The sequence below is a fragment of the Pseudomonas sp. E141 genome (assembly GCF_052659885.1).
On record NZ_CP084024.1, the window covers coordinates 1871054 to 1888407 of the forward strand.

The 17354-nt window shown below is 59.9% G+C and carries 16 protein-coding genes; 3 read left to right on the forward strand and 13 right to left on the reverse strand.

The window, feature by feature from the left end; translation table 11 throughout:
* Nucleotides 1-230: 230 nt before the first annotated feature.
* The 8 genes from GKKCFE_RS08430 to GKKCFE_RS08465 all read right to left on the reverse strand — a co-directional run bounded on the left by GKKCFE_RS08430 (nt 231) and on the right by GKKCFE_RS08465 (nt 9197).
* The gene (locus GKKCFE_RS08430; RefSeq protein WP_047227731.1) at nt 231-992 is read right to left on the reverse strand and encodes a secretin N-terminal domain-containing protein; all 762 of its coding nucleotides are present in this window, start codon (nt 990-992) and stop codon (nt 231-233) included.
* 231 nt (nt 993-1223) lie between these two features.
* Entirely contained in the window at nt 1224-1649 is a 426-nt protein-coding gene (locus GKKCFE_RS08435; RefSeq protein WP_188251538.1) for a GNAT family N-acetyltransferase, read from the reverse strand.
* Nucleotides 1642-2808 carry a ribosomal protein uL16 3-hydroxylase gene (locus GKKCFE_RS08440; RefSeq protein WP_310662954.1) on the reverse strand — a complete coding sequence of 389 codons (1167 nt, stop codon included), beginning with the start codon at nt 2806-2808 and terminating at the stop codon, nt 1642-1644. The genes GKKCFE_RS08435 and GKKCFE_RS08440 overlap by 8 nt, the downstream gene beginning before the upstream one ends.
* 83 nt (nt 2809-2891) lie before the next feature.
* Complete coding sequence (gene purB, locus GKKCFE_RS08445) at nt 2892-4262, reverse strand: adenylosuccinate lyase (RefSeq protein WP_047227728.1); 1371 nt, start codon at nt 4260-4262, stop codon at nt 2892-2894.
* 258 nt (nt 4263-4520) lie between these two features.
* On the reverse strand, nt 4521-5144 hold the full coding sequence (gene hflD / locus GKKCFE_RS08450) for a high frequency lysogenization protein HflD (RefSeq protein ID WP_047227727.1): 624 nt from the start codon (nt 5142-5144) through the stop codon (nt 4521-4523).
* Nucleotides 5141-6265: a tRNA 2-thiouridine(34) synthase MnmA gene (mnmA, locus tag GKKCFE_RS08455; RefSeq protein WP_188251539.1), complete on the reverse strand. Its 1125-nt coding sequence runs from the start codon at nt 6263-6265 to the stop codon at nt 5141-5143. Before mnmA ends, hflD begins: the two co-directional genes overlap by 4 nt.
* 59 nt (nt 6266-6324) lie before the next feature.
* On the reverse strand, nt 6325-6771 hold the full coding sequence (locus tag GKKCFE_RS08460) for an NUDIX hydrolase (RefSeq protein WP_047227725.1): 447 nt from the start codon (nt 6769-6771) through the stop codon (nt 6325-6327).
* A 200-nt stretch (nt 6772-6971) separates the two neighbouring features.
* Nucleotides 6972-9197 carry an NADP-dependent isocitrate dehydrogenase gene (locus tag GKKCFE_RS08465; protein ID WP_445577724.1) on the reverse strand — a complete coding sequence of 742 codons (2226 nt, stop codon included), beginning with the start codon at nt 9195-9197 and terminating at the stop codon, nt 6972-6974.
* A gap of 481 nt (nt 9198-9678) precedes the next feature.
* Between GKKCFE_RS08465 and icd the strand changes: the two genes are divergently transcribed.
* Nucleotides 9679-10935, forward strand: coding sequence for an NADP-dependent isocitrate dehydrogenase (gene icd / locus GKKCFE_RS08470; RefSeq protein ID WP_047227723.1), 1257 nt, complete (start codon nt 9679-9681; stop codon nt 10933-10935).
* An 81-nt stretch (nt 10936-11016) separates the two neighbouring features.
* On the opposite strand, the gene cspD is transcribed toward icd, so the two are convergent.
* Nucleotides 11017-11289, reverse strand: coding sequence for a cold shock domain-containing protein CspD (cspD, locus tag GKKCFE_RS08475; protein WP_047227722.1), 273 nt, complete (start codon nt 11287-11289; stop codon nt 11017-11019).
* A gap of 227 nt (nt 11290-11516) precedes the next feature.
* Between cspD and clpS the strand changes: the two genes are divergently transcribed.
* Complete coding sequence (gene clpS / locus GKKCFE_RS08480; RefSeq protein ID WP_015094394.1) at nt 11517-11879, forward strand: ATP-dependent Clp protease adapter ClpS; 363 nt, start codon at nt 11517-11519, stop codon at nt 11877-11879.
* Nucleotides 11880-11908: 29 nt separating this feature from the next.
* Nucleotides 11909-14179, forward strand: coding sequence for an ATP-dependent Clp protease ATP-binding subunit ClpA (gene clpA / locus GKKCFE_RS08485; RefSeq protein ID WP_047227721.1), 2271 nt, complete (start codon nt 11909-11911; stop codon nt 14177-14179).
* A 245-nt stretch (nt 14180-14424) separates the two neighbouring features.
* On the opposite strand, the gene infA is transcribed toward clpA, so the two are convergent.
* The 4 genes from infA to trxB form a co-directional block, all read right to left on the reverse strand.
* Nucleotides 14425-14643 carry a translation initiation factor IF-1 gene (infA, locus tag GKKCFE_RS08490; RefSeq protein WP_002553999.1) on the reverse strand — a complete coding sequence of 73 codons (219 nt, stop codon included), beginning with the start codon at nt 14641-14643 and terminating at the stop codon, nt 14425-14427.
* Nucleotides 14644-14743: 100 nt separating this feature from the next.
* Complete coding sequence (locus tag GKKCFE_RS08495) at nt 14744-15451, reverse strand: arginyltransferase (RefSeq protein WP_047227720.1); 708 nt, start codon at nt 15449-15451, stop codon at nt 14744-14746.
* 57 nt (nt 15452-15508) lie between these two features.
* Complete coding sequence (aat, locus tag GKKCFE_RS08500) at nt 15509-16189, reverse strand: leucyl/phenylalanyl-tRNA--protein transferase (protein WP_047227754.1); 681 nt, start codon at nt 16187-16189, stop codon at nt 15509-15511.
* A gap of 70 nt (nt 16190-16259) precedes the next feature.
* Nucleotides 16260-17219, reverse strand: coding sequence for a thioredoxin-disulfide reductase (gene trxB, locus GKKCFE_RS08505; RefSeq protein WP_139050643.1), 960 nt, complete (start codon nt 17217-17219; stop codon nt 16260-16262).
* Between the last annotated feature and the right edge of the window lie 135 nt (nt 17220-17354).

Here is a 17354-nt window from a genome sequence, read left to right on the forward strand (position 1 = left end):
ACTTCGTTCCAGTCGCAACCTCGTCAAACACACCTTGTGGGCGGTACAGACACGAATCGGCTCGCAGGGTAGTTGCAAGCGTCGACCCGAAGGCCCTTGCCAGGGCCCCTGATTAGCGGGAGCGAGGCCATCATGCCTTCGGTTTTTTGGCTCGTCAAACGTTTTGTAGTGCTTTTTTTATAGCACTACATCTTTGGTCTAATACGACTCGTCAGTCAGTTTTTGGTGCTTCAGTTCAGGGTATCCACCTTGACCCGCAGAATCATGTCGTCCCGGCCTTGGGTCGAGTAGCTGCGGCTCAGCCCCTGTTTATCGGCCTGAGTCTGGCGATTGACCCCGGCCAGGGTGATCCATTCACCCAAGCGGCCGCTGACCGTTGTGTCGGTACTTTGAACGTTCACTACATCGGGACGTTCCTGGCTCATGCGGTCACGGTTGGTACTGATGTTCAGATGAACGGTCTCGCCGGTGACGCTGGCCGTGACATAAAAGCCTTGGGTGACGTTGCGGTATTCGGTCTGGCTTTGCAGGCGGCCGTAGGTGTCGGTCTGGGTGCTGGTGAACGGCACGCTCTGGCCGACCTGAATCAGCGCCGGCTGGCCTTCGCTGGCTTGTACCTGCTGCACGCCGCCTTCGCGGCTGGCGGTGCTGCGGTTGATGATGCGGGTCTGGCTGGGAGCGGCGCCGTTGATCGAATAGCCCTGGTCGCCCTGCAAGTTGTTTTCGTTGGTGTCGACCGTGATCAGCAGGCGCTTGGGGGCGGTGTCCAGTTGGGCGAGAAATGCCTTGAGCTCCTCGATTTTACTGGGCTCGGCATTGACGATCAGTTGGTTGCCATAGGCGCTGACCTGGCCGTCCTTGCCGATGAAATTCTGCGCCACCGGCAACAGGTCGGCGCTGGTTCGGTAGTTCAGCGGGACGATTTCAGTAGCGGCCATCACCGACAGGCTGCAGCCGAGCAGCAGGGTGGCGAGCAGGGTGCGTAAGGACATGTCCATTTCTCCGCGAGACAAAGGCTTGATATTGCCAGTTTGTCGGCCTGGGGTGGGGCAAGTTGAATGTTAGACGGCAAAACGCCCCGGCATCGGTGGATGGCGGGGCGTTTTGTGGTGCTGCATGATGCTTTTGTGGCGAGGGAGCTTGCTCCCGCTGGGTCGCGAAGCGACCCCAAAATACAGGGCTGCTGCGCAGCCCAGCGGGAGCAAGCTCCCTCGCCACAGGGGTCAGGTCGAATGGCGAACCATGTCCACATGAGGAATCCCGGCTTCCAGGAACTCCTCGCTGACCACGGCAAAACCCAGCCGCTCGTAGAACGGCGTGGCATGCACCTGGGCGCTGAGCATCTGCTGCTTGAGCCCGCGCTTCTCGGCTTCGGCGATCACGGCGTGCATCAGCGCGTCACCCACCTTCAGGCCGCGCCAGTCCTTGAGGACCGAGACGCGACCGATATGGCCGTCAGTCAACAGGCGCGCGGTGCCGATGGGGAAGTCGCCTTCAAACGCCAGAAAATGCACCGCGCTCTGGTCATCGGCATCCCATTCCAGTTCAGGCGGGACGGACTGCTCGGCAATGAACACAGTCTCACGAATGCGCCGGATCTCGGCGTTATCCTTTTGCCAGTCTGCGACACGAACGTGGATTTTATTCATCAGCGAACCCCAGGCTGCCTTGCTTGACCAGCTCGCAGATCAGGCCGCGACCGTCTTCGTCGGCCAGCCACGGGCCGAGGTTTTCGCTGTGCAAGGCATCGGCGGCGCAGATCATTTTCAGCAGGTCGCGCAGCTTGCCCGGCAGATAACGGCTCTGGCCGCTGGCAAACAGCAGCAGGTCATCATCGACTTCCGACCAGGCCAGGCGGGCGCTTGGGTTGCGGATGATCACTGCGCCCTGTTCCAGGCCGGCCAGCAGGTCGTCTTCTTCCAGTTCCGGACCTACCACTAGCTCCGGGTAGCGCGGCTCGGTCATGAACTGGCCGAACCAGGTCAGCAGCAGGCGCTCGTCGCTCATGTGCTCGGCCAGCAGGCCCTTGAGGCGATCGAGGGCGTCGTGCTGGATCTGGTGCGGGTCGGCCACCGGGCGCGCATCGGCGTCGGTGTAGCGTTCTTCGTCCGGCAGGAACTGGCTGAGGAAGTCGGTGAAGTGGGTCAGCACTTCGGCGGCGCTCGGCGCGCGGAAGCCTACCGAGTAGGTCATGCAGTCATCCACGGCCACGCCGCAGTGCGCCAGGCGTGGCGGCAGGTAAAGCATGTCGCCCGGTTCCAGGGTCCACTCGTCGGTGGCCTCGAAGTCGGCGAGGATGCGCAGGTCGGCGTGTTGCAGCAGCGGGCTCTCGGAGTCGCACATCTGGCCGATTTTCCAGTTGCGCTGGCCATGGCCCTGCAGCAGGAACACATCGTAATTGTCGAAATGCGGACCGACGCTGCCACCCGGGGCGGCGAAGCTGATCATCACATCGTCGATGCGCCAGCTCGGCAGGAAACGGAAGTTTTCCAGCAGTTCACTGACTTCGGGTACGAATTGATCGACAGCTTGCACCAGCAGGGTCCACTCGCGCTCCGGCAATTTGCTGAATTCGTCTTCGGCAAACGGGCCGCGACGCAATTCCCAAGGACGTTCGCCGTGCTCGATGACCAAGCGCGATTCGATTTCTTCTTCCAGGGCCAGGCCGGCCAGTTCGTCGGCATCGATCGGGCTTTGGAAGTCTGGAATCGCCTGGCGGATCAGCAGTGGTTTTTTCTGCCAGTAGTCGCGCAGGAACTCCCGTGCCGTGATGCCGCCCAAGAGTTGCAGAGGAATATCAGGATTCATGTGTAACCTATTGAAAAAATATACTTTTCAGACGCGAATAAAAACGCCCGGCGCGGCCGGGCGTCTCAGGGCAAAACGGTGGATCAGATGCGCTTGGCTTGTGCCGCTGCGTTGCCGATGTAGTTGGCCGGCGTGAGCTTTTTCAGCTCGGCGCGGGCCTCGGCAGGCATGTCCAGGCCATCAATGAAAGTCTGCAACGCTTCAGGACTGATGCCCTTGCCACGGGTCAGTTCTTTGAGCTTTTCATACGGGTTTTCGATGTTGTAGCGACGCATCACGGTCTGGATCGGCTCGGCCAGGACTTCCCAGCAGGCGTCCAGGTCGGCGGCGATTTTCTGCTCGTTGAGTTCCAGCTTGCTGATGCCCTTGAGGCTGGCTTCATAGGCAATGACGCTGTGGGCAAAGCCCACGCCCAGGTTGCGCAGCACTGTGGAGTCGGTCAGGTCGCGCTGCCAGCGGGAGATCGGCAGCTTGCTCGCCAGGTGCTGGAACAGCGCGTTGGCGATGCCCAGGTTGCCTTCGGAGTTTTCGAAGTCGATCGGGTTGACCTTGTGCGGCATGGTCGAGGAACCGATTTCGCCAGCGATGGTGCGCTGCTTGAAATAACCCAGGGAGATGTAGCCCCAGATGTCACGGTCGAAGTCGATCAGGATGGTGTTGAAACGGGCGATCGCATCGAACAGCTCGGCAATGTAGTCGTGCGGTTCGATCTGGGTGGTGTACGGGTTGAAGCTCAGGCCCAGCTCGTCTTCGATGAAGGCGCGGGCGTTGGCTTCCCAGTCGATGTCCGGGTAGGCCGACAGGTGCGCGTTGTAGTTGCCCACGGCGCCGTTGATCTTGCCCAGCAGTGGCACGGCGGCGACCTGGGCGATCTGGCGCTCCAGGCGGTACACCACGTTCGCCAGTTCCTTGCCCAGGGTGGTCGGCGAAGCCGGTTGACCATGGGTGCGCGATAGCATCGGTACGTCGGCGAAGCGGATTGCCAACTCGCGGATGGCCTGGGCGGTCTGGCGCATCAGCGGCAGCATCACGTCATCACGGCCTTCGCGCAGCATCAGGGCGTGGGACAGGTTGTTGATGTCCTCGCTGGTGCAGGCAAAGTGGATGAATTCGCTGACGTTGGCCAGTTCCGGCAGCTTGGCCGCCTGCTCCTTGAGCAGGTATTCAATGGCTTTGACGTCGTGGTTGGTGGTGCGCTCGATCTCTTTGACGCGCTCGGCGTGCTCCAGCACAAAGTTTTCAGCCAGGGCGTTCAGCACCGCGTTGGCTTGCGCGGAAAACGCCGGGACTTCGGCAATGCCAGGGTGAGCGGCAAGGCGCTGGAGCCAGCGCACTTCAACCAGGACGCGAGCGCGGATCAGGCCGTACTCGCTGAAAATCGGGCGCAGGGCCTGGGTTTTGCCGGCGTAGCGGCCGTCAACAGGGGAAACCGCAGTGAGCGAAGAAAGCTGCATGGGGTGTTCTCGGACAGTCGGGCAACGAAATGGGGCGCGTATCATACATGAAAACAATCGCCGGTCCGTCGCCAACTGACCGGCGTATTACGCGTAACGGAACACTATTTACCACCTGTGGCGAGGGAGCTTGCTCCCGCTGGGGCGCGAAGCGGCCCTGAGTCCAGGCAGTCCGCTGGATCAGCCGGACTCAAAGGACTGCGTTGCAGTCCAGCGGGAGCAAGCTCCCTCGCCACAAAAAAAACGGGTTGAGGCGACTTATTCGTTGCGCATCAACGGGTAAAGCTCTTTCAGCAATTTGCGTCGGCTGATCACCAGCTGCCAGCGATGACCACCCAACTGCCGCCACAACCGCGCCGAGCGAATTCCGGCCAGTAACAGGGCGCGGATCTTCGAGGCATTGCTCGGTTGTTGCAGATTGCGCATGTCGCCGTGTACCTGGATGCGCTGGCGCAAGGTGCTCAGGGTGTCCTGGTACAGCGCACCGCAAGCGGCGATGACGTTTTCGTGGGCGGGACCGAAGTGTTCAACCTGGGACTGAATCTGCGGCAGGCGATTGCCGATGGTATCCAGCAGGTCGTCGCGCTTGGCCAATTGCCGTTCCAGGCCCAGCATCGACAGGGCGTAGCGCAGCGGCTCGCGTTGCAGAGTGCTGGGGTCGCGCTCCAGGGCGCCGATCAGTGCGCGATAACCCTCACGCAGGTTCAGGTCATCGCCGCCATAGACTTCAAGCGTGTCCTTGGGATCACGAATCAGCAGGCTGCCGAGCATGCAGCTCAGGCCCGCTTCGGTGGCCTGGCCGGTCTTGGCGATCCGATCCACCAGCACGGCGGCGAGAAACACCCCGCCCAATGCCGTCAGTTGCTCCTGGGTCGGGCTCATGCCTTGCTGCTCCAGGGCTCTGCGACTTCGATCACGCCGCCGCCCAGGCAGATTTCCCCGTCGTAGAACACCACGGACTGGCCGGGTGTGACTGCTCGTTGTGGGTCATCGAACGTCGCGCGATAGCCCGTGGCGGTTTTTTCCAGCATGCAGGGCTGATCACTCTGGCGGTAGCGAACCTTGGCCGTCAGACGGCGCGGTTGGCTGAGGTCGATCGGGTTGACCCAATAGATGTCGGAGGCGAGCAGGGCGCGGGAGAACAACCACGGATGGTCGTTGCCCTGGCCGACGATCAGCTCGTTGTGCTCCAGGTCCTTGACCAGCACGTACCACGGCTCTTCACCGGCGTCCTTCAGCCCGCCGATGCCCAGGCCCTGGCGCTGGCCGATGGTGTGGTACATCAGGCCATGGTGGCGGCCGATGACGTCGCCTTCGGTGGTCTTGATTTCGCCTGGCTGGGCCGGCAGGTACTGCTTGAGGAAGTCGCTGAAACGCCTTTCACCAATAAAGCAGATGCCGGTGGAATCTTTCTTCTTGGCGGTGGCCAGGGCGTGTTTTTCGGCGATCGCGCGCACTTGCGGCTTTTCCAGCTCGCCCACCGGGAACAGGGTCTTGGCGATCTGCTCGCCGCCGACGGCGTGCAGGAAGTAGCTCTGGTCCTTGTTCGGGTCCAGGCCCTTGAGCAGTTCGGTACGGCCGTCGATGTCGCGGCGGCGCACATAGTGACCGGTAGCGATCAGGTCAGCGCCGAGCATCATGGCGTAGTCGAGGAACGCCTTGAACTTGATTTCCCGGTTGCAGAGGATGTCCGGGTTCGGCGTACGACCGGCCTTGTATTCGGCCAGGAAGTGCTCGAACACGTTGTCCCAGTACTCGGCGGCGAAGTTGGCGGTGTGCAGCTTGATGCCGATCCTGTCGCAGACGGCCTGGGCGTCCGCCAGGTCGTCCATGGCGGTGCAGTATTCGGTTCCGTCGTCTTCTTCCCAGTTCTTCATGAACAGGCCTTCCACCTCATAACCCTGCTCGATCAGCAGAAGGGCGGAAACGGAAGAGTCCACGCCGCCGGACATGCCGACAATGACGCGCTTGTTGGTGGTGTCAGAAGGGGCTGGATCACGCATAGCAGTTCAATGAGTGTCTTGAAAAAGGACGCGATTCTATCAGGCCCGGACGCGCAAGGCTAAAGAGAAGGACGGATCAGCGTCAGACTGTGGCGATGACCGGCCAGATAATCGTCGATGCAACGGATGATCAGCTCGCTGCGCCAGTGTTCACGCTGTTCGAGCAACTCGTTGCGGGTCAGCCACTTGGCGCCCAGGATGCCATCATCCAGTGGATAGTCAGGGCGGTGGTTCAAGGCCTTGGCGGCGAAACAGACCCGTTGGTAGGTCACGCCATTGCTGGGGGCGGTGTACAGGTAAATGCCCACCACGCTGGTAGGTTCGACGTCCCAGCCGGTTTCTTCCAGGGTTTCGCGCACGGCGGCTTCGATCAGGGTTTCGTTCGGGTCCAGGTGGCCTGCAGGCTGGTTGAGCACCGCTCGTCCGCCCTTGGATTCTTCCACCATCAGGAAACGGCCGTTGTCTTCGACGATGGTGGCGACGGTGATGTGGGGGTTCCAGTCCATGAAGCGTTCTCGATTCAAAGGTTGAACACGGTCAAATGTGGGAGCGAGCCTGCTCGCGATACCGGTGTGTCAGTCAGCGTCAGTATTGAATGTTATACCGCTATCGCGAGCAGGCTCGCTCCCACAGGGGGGGGATGCGTTGTGTCTGGAAACACAAACCCCGGCACCAGGGCCGGGGTTTGTGGTGTTCCTTTACAACCTTACACCAGCGCAGCAATCGCCGCGTTGAAGGTGTTGCTCGGGCGCATGGCCTTGCTGGTCAACTCCGGGTTGGCGAAGTAGTAACCGCCGATGTCCACCGGTTTGCCTTGGACGGCATTGAGCTCGGCAACGATTTTTTCTTCGTTGTCGGTCAGTGTCTTGGCCAGGGCAGTGAACTGGGCCTTGAGGGCTGCGTCGTCGTTTTGCGCGGCCAATGCCTGGGCCCAGAACAGCGTCAGGTAGAAGTGGCTGCCACGGTTGTCGATGCCGCCGACCTTGCGCGAAGGCGACTTGTTGCGGTCCAGGAACTCACCGGTAGCCTGATCCAGGGTCTTGGCCAGCACCAAGGCTTTAGGGTTGTTGTAGGTCACGCCCAGGTGTTCAAGGGACGCGGCCAGGGCCAGGAACTCGCCCAGGGAATCCCAGCGCAGGAAGTTTTCTTCCAGCAACTGCTGAACGTGCTTGGGTGCCGAGCCGCCAGCGCCGGTTTCGAACAGGCCACCGCCGTTCATCAGCGGCACGATCGACAGCATCTTGGCGCTGGTGCCCAGTTCCATGATCGGGAACAGGTCGGTCAGGTAGTCGCGCAGCACGTTGCCGGTCACCGAAATGGTGTCCTTGCCTTCGCGGGTGCGCGCCAGGGTGAATTTCATCGCGTCGACCGGCGACATGATGCGGATGTCCAGGCCGGCAGTGTCGTGGTTCTTCAGGTAGGCCTGGACTTTCTCGATCACCACGCCGTCATGGGCACGCATCGGGTCCAGCCAGAAAATCGCCGGGGTGCTGCTGGCGCGGGCACGGTTGACGGCCAGCTTGACCCAATCCTGGATCGGCGCGTCCTTGGTCTGGCACATGCGGAAGATATCGCCCGCCTCGACGTTCTGCTCCAGCAGGGTACGACCGGAATTGTCCGAAACACGGACCACGCCGTCGGCCTTGATCTGGAAGGTCTTGTCGTGGGAACCGTATTCTTCGGCTTTCTTGGCCATCAGGCCGACGTTCGGCACGCTGCCCATGGTGGTCGGATCGAAGGCACCGTGTTGCTTGCAGTCCTCGATCACCGCCTGGTAGATGGTGGCGTAGCAGCGATCCGGGATCACGGCCTTGGTGTCGTGCAACTGGCCGTCGGTGCCCCACATCTTGCCGGAGTCACGGATCATGGCCGGCATCGAGGCGTCGACGATGACATCGCTCGGTACGTGCAGGTTGGTGATGCCTTTATCGGAGTTGACCATCGCCAGGGATGGGCGCGCCGCGTAGACCGCCTGGATGTCGGCTTCGATCTGCGCCTGCTGCTCGGCCGGCAAGGCCTTGATGCGGGCGTACAGGTCGCCGATGCCGTTGTTCAGGTTGAAGCCGATCTGCTCCAGCACTTGTGCGTGCTTGGCCAGGGCGTCTTTGTAGAACTCGGCGACGATCTGACCGAACATGATCGGGTCGGAGACCTTCATCATGGTGGCCTTGAGGTGGACCGACAGCAGGACGCCTTTTTGCTTGGCGTCTTCGATTTCAGCGGCGATGAAGTCGCGCAGGGCGTTCTTGCTCATCACGGCGCAGTCGAGGATCTCACCGGCTTGTACGGTGGTTTTTTCTTTCAGGACAGTGGCAGTGCCGTCCTGAGCGATCAGCTCGATTTTCACGCTGCCGGCGGCGTCGATCAGGGCGGCTTTTTCGCTGCCGTAGAAATCACCGGTGCTCATGTGGGCCACATGAGACTTGGAGTCGGCTGCCCAGGCGCCCATTTTGTGCGGGTGCTTGCGCGCGTAGTTCTTGACCGACAGCGGTGCGCGGCGGTCGGAGTTGCCTTCACGCAGGACCGGGTTCACGGCGCTGCCCTTGACCTTGTCGTAGCGGGCGCGTGCGTCTTTCTCGGCGTCGCTGGTCACAGTTTCCGGGTAGTCCGGCAGTGCATAGCCCTGGGCCTGCAATTCCTTGATCGCGGCCTGCAGTTGCGGCACCGAGGCGCTGATGTTCGGCAGCTTGATGATGTTAGCTTCAGGCGTCACGGCCAGGTCGCCCAGTTCGGCGAGGTGGTCGGCGACGGCTTTGTCACCCAGTTGCTCGGGGAAGCTGGCCAGGATGCGCCCTGCAAGGGAGATATCGCGGGTTTCCACGGCGATGTCGGCCGAGGCGGTAAAGGCTTCGACGATCGGCAGCAGCGAATAGGTGGCGAGGGCGGGAGCTTCGTCGGTGAAGGTGTAGATGATCTTCGAGCGGGTGGGCATATTCGGATTAACTCTCTTCTTTGCTAAAGCATGCGCAGAAACTCGAGGGGCGCCGGGTAAGCGCGTTCGTTCAAAGTCATCCGTGAGTCGAATGTCGAGGTTTCTTCGCGGTGATGTTGGGTGCATCAGTCGAGCGTCAAGCGGTCGGGCCGCGGTAACGGTCCGGCTTTCAACGGGCCGAAAGTCTTGTGATAGAGCCATCAGCCGTCGTGACCCTGTGGTCAGCGGCGGCATTATACATAGGTAGCTGGCGATCTGCCGATGGTTCATATACTTGCGTACTCGTCCATTGGTCTAAACGTCGCAGTGCTAGAGGAGCAGGCTATGCTCACGTTTGGCGCTTTTCCCTTGTTTTTCAGGGTTGTACACCGCGAACTGCAACGCTTTTCCCCGGATGAGCCTAACGTAGGGTTTGCGCGCCGATACAACTGGGGTACGCTCGAACGCAGCCAGATGTTCAATCCAAGCAATGGAGTTCAGCATGGGGTATCAAAAGATTCAGGTTCCAGCCGTCGGTGACAAAATCACCGTCAATGCAGACCATTCTCTTAATGTTCCCGACAACCCGATCATCCCCTTCATTGAAGGCGACGGCATTGGCGTCGATATCAGCCCGGTCATGATCAAGGTGGTGGACGCTGCGGTTCAGAAGGCCTATGGCGGCAAGCGCAAGATTTCCTGGATGGAAGTCTACGCCGGTGAGAAAGCAACTCAGGTTTACGACCAGGACACCTGGCTGCCCCAGGAAACCCTGGACGCGGTCAAAGACTACGTGGTTTCCATCAAGGGCCCGCTGACCACGCCGGTCGGTGGTGGTATTCGCTCGCTGAACGTCGCCCTGCGCCAGCAGCTCGACTTGTATGTATGCCTGCGTCCGGTGCGCTGGTTCGAAGGCGTGCCAAGCCCGGTCAAGAAGCCTGGCGACGTGGACATGACGATCTTCCGTGAGAACTCCGAAGACATCTACGCCGGTATCGAGTGGAAAGCCGGTTCGCCCGAAGCCACCAAGGTCATCAAGTTCCTGAAAGAAGAAATGGGCGTTACCAAGATCCGTTTCGACGAGAATTGCGGCATCGGCGTCAAGCCGGTTTCCAAGCAGGGCACTCAGCGTCTGGCCCGCAAGGCCTTGCAATATGTAGTGGATAACGATCGCGATTCGCTGACCATCGTGCATAAAGGCAACATCATGAAGTTCACCGAAGGTGCCTTCAAGGAGTGGGCCTACGAAGTGGCGGCCGAGGAATTCGGCGCGACCTTGCTCGACGGTGGGCCTTGGATGCAGTTCAAGAACCCGAGAACCGGCAAGAACGTCATCGTCAAGGACGCCATCGCCGATGCCATGCTCCAGCAAATCCTGCTGCGCCCGGCCGAATACGACGTGATCGCGACCCTGAACCTCAACGGCGACTACCTCTCCGACGCCTTGGCGGCGGAAGTGGGGGGCATTGGTATTGCGCCGGGCGCCAACCTGTCCGACACCGTGGCGATGTTCGAAGCCACCCACGGCACGGCACCCAAGTATGCCGGCAAGGACCAGGTCAACCCGGGTTCGCTGATCCTGTCGGCGGAAATGATGCTGCGACACATGGGGTGGACCGAAGCGGCCGACCTGATCATCAAGGGCACCAACGGCGCGATTTCCGCCAAGACCGTGACCTATGACTTCGAGCGCCTGATGGACGGCGCTACGCTGTTGTCTTCCTCGGCCTTCGGTGATGCACTGATCTCGCACATGTAAGCGGATCGGCAGTCAGCAAAACAATGCCCGGCTCGAGTGATCGAGTCGGGCATTGTTGTTGTCAGGGGAGGCTTGTGCCGATCAATGGGCTTCAGTGGTCATGGCATTGACGGGGGTAGCGCAAGAGGTATCTTCGACGGTGTCGGGTGCAATATTGACCGCGTGCAGGCCCTTGGGCCCCTGGATGACTTCGAACGTGACGCGTTGTCCGGCTCTCAGGGTTTTATAGCCATCCATCTGAATCGCCGAGTAATGGGCGAAAAGGTCTTCATCCCTGCCGTTTGCGATAATGAAACCGTAGCCCTTGGCATTGTTGAACCATTTGACTTTGCCACTCATCTTGACGACCGACATAGGCCATATCCCTCTGCAACACACTCCGTCAGTGGAGTATCATCCAATCCATCCGCAGGCTAATCTTGGAAAACAGGATCGATTCCACGGACCTTTTTAACCCACGATGGGCTCTATTGGTTGTAACACCGTTTTCCCGATAGTCAAGGTGACCCGGCGAACGTGGTTGAAATCGCCTACAAGCGCCCCCATCACTGTATTTGCCAACTAAACGAACCTTTCTTTCCATGCATGCAATCAGCCAGATTCGACTAACATTCAATCAGGATCGCCCGGATCTACATGACGACGATTCCGCAGGCATTGCTGTTCAGGAAGCAAAGCCTGCATTACAGGCGCCACCGATGTACAAGGTGGTTTTGTTCAACGATGACTACACACCGATGGATTTCGTCGTCGAAGTGCTCGAGGTGTTTTTTAACCTGAATCGCGAGCTGGCGACCAAGGTCATGCTGGCCGTCCATACAGAGGGACGGGCAGTATGTGGAGTGTTTACCCGCGACATCGCCGAGACGAAGGCCATGCAGGTCAACCAGTACGCCCGGGAAAGCCAGCATCCGCTACTCTGTGAAATCGAGAAGGACGGTTAACGCCGACCACTTGGGTATGAGGTGAAGCTATGTTAAACCGCGAGCTCGAAGTCACCCTCAATCTTGCCTTCAAGGAGGCTCGTTCGAAGCGTCATGAATTCATGACCGTCGAGCACCTGCTGCTGGCCCTATTGGATAACGAGGCTGCCGCCACCGTTTTGCGTGCCTGCGGCGCAAACCTCGATAAACTCAAGCATGATTTGCAGGAGTTCATCGACTCCACCACGCCATTGATCCCCGTTCATGACGAGGATCGCGAAACCCAGCCAACCCTGGGCTTCCAGCGTGTCCTGCAGCGTGCTGTCTTTCATGTACAGAGCTCGGGTAAGCGTGAAGTGACCGGCGCCAACGTGCTGGTCGCCATCTTCAGCGAACAGGAAAGCCAGGCGGTTTTCCTGCTCAAGCAGCAGAGTGTTGCGCGCATCGATGTCGTCAATTACATCGCCCATGGCATTTCCAAGGTACCTGGGCACGGCGATCACTCCGAAGGTGAACAGGATATGCAGGATGACGAGGGCGGTGAGTCTTCTTCTTCGGGCAATCCGCTGGACGCCTATGCCAGCAATCTGAATGAACTGGCGCGCCAGGGGCGTATCGATCCACTGGTCGGACGCGAGGCGGAAGTCGAGCGGGTCGCGCAGATCCTGGCCCGACGCCGCAAGAACAATCCGCTGCTGGTGGGCGAGGCGGGCGTGGGCAAGACTGCGATCGCCGAAGGCCTGGCCAAGCGCATCGTCGATAACCAGGTGCCGGACCTGCTCGCCAACAGTGTGGTGTATTCCCTCGATCTGGGGGCCTTGCTGGCGGGCACCAAGTACCGCGGTGATTTCGAGAAGCGCTTCAAGGCATTGCTGGGCGAGCTGAAAAAGCGTCCGCAGGCGATCCTGTTCATCGACGAAATCCACACCATCATTGGTGCCGGTGCCGCGTCCGGTGGCGTCATGGATGCCTCGAACCTGCTCAAGCCGCTGCTGTCTTCGGGTGATATCCGTTGCATCGGTTCGACCACGTTCCAGGAATTTCGCGGGATCTTCGAAAAAGACCGTGCCCTGGCCCGGCGTTTCCAGAAAGTCGATGTGTCGGAGCCTTCGGTGGAAGACACCATCGGTATCCTGCGTGGGCTGAAGGGGCGTTTCGAACTGCACCACAATATCGAATACAGCGATGAAGCCCTGCGCGCCGCTGCTGAGCTGGCCTCGCGCTATATCAATGACCGGCATATGCCGGACAAGGCCATTGATGTTATCGACGAGGCGGGTGCCTATCAGCGGCTTCAGCCAGTGGAGAAGCGCGTCAAGCGCATCGAAGTGCCACAGGTCGAAGACATCGTGGCGAAAATCGCGCGGATTCCGCCCAAGCACGTCACCAGTTCCGACAAGGAGCTGCTGCGTAATCTGGAGCGTGACCTGAAGCTGACCGTGTTCGGTCAGGATGCAGCCATCGATTCGCTGTCCACCGCCATCAAGTTGTCTCGCGCCGGACTCAAGTCGCCGGACAAACCAGTGGGTTCTTTCCTGTTCGCAGGTCCCACCGGTGTCGGCAAGACCGAGGCCGCACGGCAATTGGCCAAGGCGATGGGGATCGAGCTGGTTCGCTTCGACATGTCCGAGTACATGGAGCGTCACACCGTATCGCGTCTGATTGGTGCGCCTCCGGGATATGTCGGTTTCGACCAGGGCGGCCTGCTGACCGAGGCCATCACCAAGCAGCCGCATTGCGTGCTCTTGCTCGATGAAATCGAGAAGGCGCATCCGGAAGTCTTCAACCTGCTCCTGCAGGTCATGGATCACGGTACGCTGACCGACAACAATGGGCGCAAGGCGGATTTCCGCAATGTGATCATCATCATGACCACCAACGCCGGCGCCGAAACCGCGGCTCGCGCTTCGATCGGTTTCACCCATCAGGACCATTCGTCCGATGCGATGGAAGTGATCAAGAAGAGCTTCACGCCTGAATTCCGCAACCGCCTGGACACTATTATCCAGTTTGGTCGCCTCAGCCATGAGGTCATCAAGAGTGTGGTGGACAAGTTCCTTACCGAACTTCAGGCGCAGCTCGAAGACAAGCGTGTGCTGCTGGAAGTCACCGATGCGGCCCGCAGTTGGCTGGCGGCCGGTGGTTACGATGTGACGATGGGGGCACGGCCGATGGCTCGCCTGATCCAGGACAAGATCAAGCGTCCACTGGCGGAGGAGATCCTCTTTGGCGAACTGGCCGAACATGGCGGTGTGGTCCACATCGACATCAAGGACGGCGAGCTGACCTTCGACTTCGAAACCACGGCTGAAATGGCCTGATCGTTACACGCAGGAAAAGCAAAAGGCGCCGAAAGGCGCCTTTTTGCTATTCCGAACTCACATCAATCCCTTGTGGGAGCGAGCTTGCTCGCGATGGCGGCGGTACATTCGGCATTGGGGCAAGCTGGCCCACAGCTATCGCGAGCAAGCTCGCTCCCACAGGGTTTTGTGTGCTCATGGAGAGAGGGGCAAATCCCAGACAAACAAAAACGCCCGGCATCAGCCGGGCGTTTTGTATTGACTTGTTAGCGAGCGCGGTAGGTGATGCGCCCTTTGCTCAAGTCATAGGGCGTCAGCTCGACGCGCACTTTGTCACCGGTAAGAATACGAATGTAGTTCTTGCGCATCTTGCCGGAGATGTGCGCGGTTACGACGTGCCCATTTTCCAACTCCACACGAAACATGGTGTTGGGCAGGGTGTCGACGACAGTGCCTTCCATTTCGAAGCTGTCTTCTTTCGACATGCAGTAAAGCCCTCGGTATCCAGTGAATGGCCCGGTGCAACTGCGCCAGGCAAAAGCGGCGTGCATTGTGCCCGAAAAAGGGGGTTTAAGCCAAGGGGTTCTAACTGAGGACGACCCATCTCTGGTTAATCAGCAATTCGATGGGGCGATATTGGGTCTTGTAATTCATTTTTTTGCAGTTTTTGATCCAGTAGCCCAAGTACACCGCTTCCAGCCCGAGGCGCCGGGCTTCGTTGATCTGCCAGAGGATGGCAAAACGCCCCAGACTGCGCCGTTCTTCGTCGGGCTCATAGAAGGTGTACACCGCCGAAAGCCCGTTGGGCAGCAGGTCTGTGACGGCGATGGCCACCAGTCGCCCTTCGAGGCGGAACTCATAGAAGCGGGAAAAGGGCAGGTCGCGGACCAGAAAGGTCGAAAACTGATCACGACTGGGCGGGTACATGTCGCCGTCGGCGTGGCGCTGCTCGATGTAGCGCTGGTAAAGATCGAAATACTCCTCGCTGAACTGCGGCTTGGCTGGCCGGACCTGCAGGTCGGCGTTGCGCTTGAAAATCCGCTTCTGCTGGCGATTGGGTACAAACTGAGCCACGGGAATGCGCGCCGGCACGCACGCATTGCAATGTTGGCAATGGGGCCGGTAGAGATGATCGCCGCTGCGACGGAAGCCCATCTCCGACAGATCTGCGTAGACATGCACATCCATGGGCTGGCTAGGGTCGAGGAACAGCGTCGTGGCCTGCTCCTCGGGCAGGTAACTGCAAGAGTGGGGTTGAGTGGCATAGAACTTCAAGCGCGCCAACTCGGTCATGATCAACCCTCGGGAGTAAGCTTTGGATTAAGTGTAAGCCAGGAGCGCCATTGTCGCTCAGCAAACCCAGGTTGCGTGGTTGGGCTGGTCCAGATGCGCCTTGAGGTAGCCGGCAAACTCAGCCCTTGGGATCGACCGGGCGCCGAGGCTGTGCAAGTGTTCGGTGGGCATTTGGCAGTCGATCAGCACGAAACCGGCCGCTTTGAGATGTTGGACCAGGGTGGCGAAGCCGAATTTCGAGGCGTTATCGGCCCGACTGAACATGGACTCGCCAAAAAACAGCTGCCCCATGGCCAGGCCATACAGGCCGCCCACCAATATACCCTGGTCCCATACCTCCACTGAATGGGCGAAACCGCGTCGATGCAGCTCCAGATAGGCGGTTTGCATGGCCTCGGTGATCCAGGTGCCGTCAGCATAGTCCCGGGGCGCGGCGCAGGCCTCGATGACAGCGGCAAAGTCCTTGTCGAACGTCACGGCATAGCGTTGCTTGCGCAGAAGCTTGCCCAGGCTGCGCGATACATGCAGTTCGTCGGGAAACAATACGGTGCGTGGATCCGGTGACCACCACAAGATCGGCTGGCCTTCGGAGAACCACGGGAAACAGCCGTGGCGATAGGCCCGGATCAGCCGATCGGCGGACAGGTCGCCACCGGCGGCCAGCAAGCCATTGGGGTCGCTCAGGGCTTTGGCCAGTGGCGGAAAATCGAACGTGTTGCGTTGTAGCCAAGTCAGCATGGTCATCCGGGCTTGCAGAAGGGGAGGGCGGGTCTTGTGCGCAGACAAGAGCCCGCCTAAAGGTTAACCGTCAAGCCACCGGAATGTCATCGAGATACTTCTCGGCGTCGAGTGCGGCCATGCAACCGGCGCCGGCCGACGTAATGGCTTGTCGATACACGTGATCGGCCACGTCGCCGGCGGCGAACACGCCTTCGATATCGGTTGCAGTGGCATTGCCCTCGCTGCCGCCGCGGACGATCAGGTAGCCGTCGCGCATTGTCAGTTGGCCCTGGAACAGCTCCGTGTTGGGTTGATGGCCGATAGCGATAAACACGCCGGCCAGGGACAAGGTGCTGGTCTGGCCGGTCTCACTTTGGCGCAGACGCGCGCCGGTGACGCCGCTTGCATCGCCCAGCACTTCATCCAGATTCTGCTTCCAGTGCAGCTTCACATTGCCGTTGCGGGCTTTTTCGAACAGCTTGTCCTGCAGTATTTTCTCTGCGCGCAGTTTGTCCCGGCGGTGAATCAGGTGTACCTCACGGGCGATGTTGGACAGGTACAAAGCCTCCTCAACCGCCGTATTACCACCGCCGACCACCGCCACTACCTGATTGCGGTAAAAGAATCCGTCGCAGGTTGCACAGGCGGAAACGCCCCTGCCGGCGAAGGTCTGCTCCGAGGCCAGGCCCAGGTATTGGGCTGAAGCGCCAGTGGCGATAATCAGCGCGTCGCAGGTGTAGGTGCCGCTGTCGCCGATGAGTTCGAAAGGGCGCTGTTGCAACTTGGCGGTGTGGATATGGTCGTAGACGATCTGCGTGTCGAAGCGTTCGGCGTGGCGTTGCATGCGTTCCATCAGCACCGGACCGGTCAAACCCTCGACATCGCCGGGCCAATTGTCGACTTCGACAGTGGTGGTGAGCTGGCCACCGGCCTGCAGGCCAGTAATGACAACGGGTTTGAGGTTGGCACGGGCGGCATAGACAGCGGCGCTGTATCCCGCAGGGCCGGAACCGAGAATGATCAGGCGTGAATGCTTCACTTCGCTCATAAAAACACCTCATAAGCCTTTGTCACGAAAGAGAATGCATGCTCCAATTGACGCCAACACAGCTGGTTTTTGGCTATGCTGTAGCCCATCGTGCGGACAATGCCTTGGGGCTGACAAACCCGTACAATGCTTGAG

What these genes read in the sequence shown, in the direction of transcription:
- GKKCFE_RS08430 (WP_047227731.1), bottom strand. Translation starts at nt 992, where the DNA reads ATGTCCTTACGCACCCTGCTCGCCACCCTGCTGCTCGGCTGCAGCCTG.
- GKKCFE_RS08435 (WP_188251538.1), bottom strand. Translation starts at nt 1,649, where the DNA reads ATGAATAAAATCCACGTTCGTGTCGCAGACTGGCAAAAGGATAACGCC.
- GKKCFE_RS08440 (WP_310662954.1), bottom strand. Translation starts at nt 2,808, where the DNA reads ATGAATCCTGATATTCCTCTGCAACTCTTGGGCGGCATCACGGCACGG.
- purB (WP_047227728.1), bottom strand. Translation starts at nt 4,262, where the DNA reads ATGCAGCTTTCTTCGCTCACTGCGGTTTCCCCTGTTGACGGCCGCTAC.
- hflD (WP_047227727.1), bottom strand. Translation starts at nt 5,144, where the DNA reads ATGAGCCCGACCCAGGAGCAACTGACGGCATTGGGCGGGGTGTTTCTC.
- mnmA (WP_188251539.1), bottom strand. Translation starts at nt 6,265, where the DNA reads ATGCGTGATCCAGCCCCTTCTGACACCACCAACAAGCGCGTCATTGTC.
- GKKCFE_RS08460 (WP_047227725.1), bottom strand. Translation starts at nt 6,771, where the DNA reads ATGGACTGGAACCCCCACATCACCGTCGCCACCATCGTCGAAGACAAC.
- GKKCFE_RS08465 (WP_445577724.1), bottom strand. Translation starts at nt 9,197, where the DNA reads ATGCCCACCCGCTCGAAGATCATCTACACCTTCACCGACGAAGCTCCC.
- icd (WP_047227723.1), top strand. Translation starts at nt 9,679, where the DNA reads ATGGGGTATCAAAAGATTCAGGTTCCAGCCGTCGGTGACAAAATCACC.
- cspD (WP_047227722.1), bottom strand. Translation starts at nt 11,289, where the DNA reads ATGTCGGTCGTCAAGATGAGTGGCAAAGTCAAATGGTTCAACAATGCC.
- clpS (WP_015094394.1), top strand. Translation starts at nt 11,517, where the DNA reads ATGCATGCAATCAGCCAGATTCGACTAACATTCAATCAGGATCGCCCG.
- clpA (WP_047227721.1), top strand. Translation starts at nt 11,909, where the DNA reads ATGTTAAACCGCGAGCTCGAAGTCACCCTCAATCTTGCCTTCAAGGAG.
- infA (WP_002553999.1), bottom strand. Translation starts at nt 14,643, where the DNA reads ATGTCGAAAGAAGACAGCTTCGAAATGGAAGGCACTGTCGTCGACACC.
- GKKCFE_RS08495 (WP_047227720.1), bottom strand. Translation starts at nt 15,451, where the DNA reads ATGACCGAGTTGGCGCGCTTGAAGTTCTATGCCACTCAACCCCACTCT.
- aat (WP_047227754.1), bottom strand. Translation starts at nt 16,189, where the DNA reads ATGCTGACTTGGCTACAACGCAACACGTTCGATTTTCCGCCACTGGCC.
- trxB (WP_139050643.1), bottom strand. Translation starts at nt 17,219, where the DNA reads ATGAGCGAAGTGAAGCATTCACGCCTGATCATTCTCGGTTCCGGCCCT.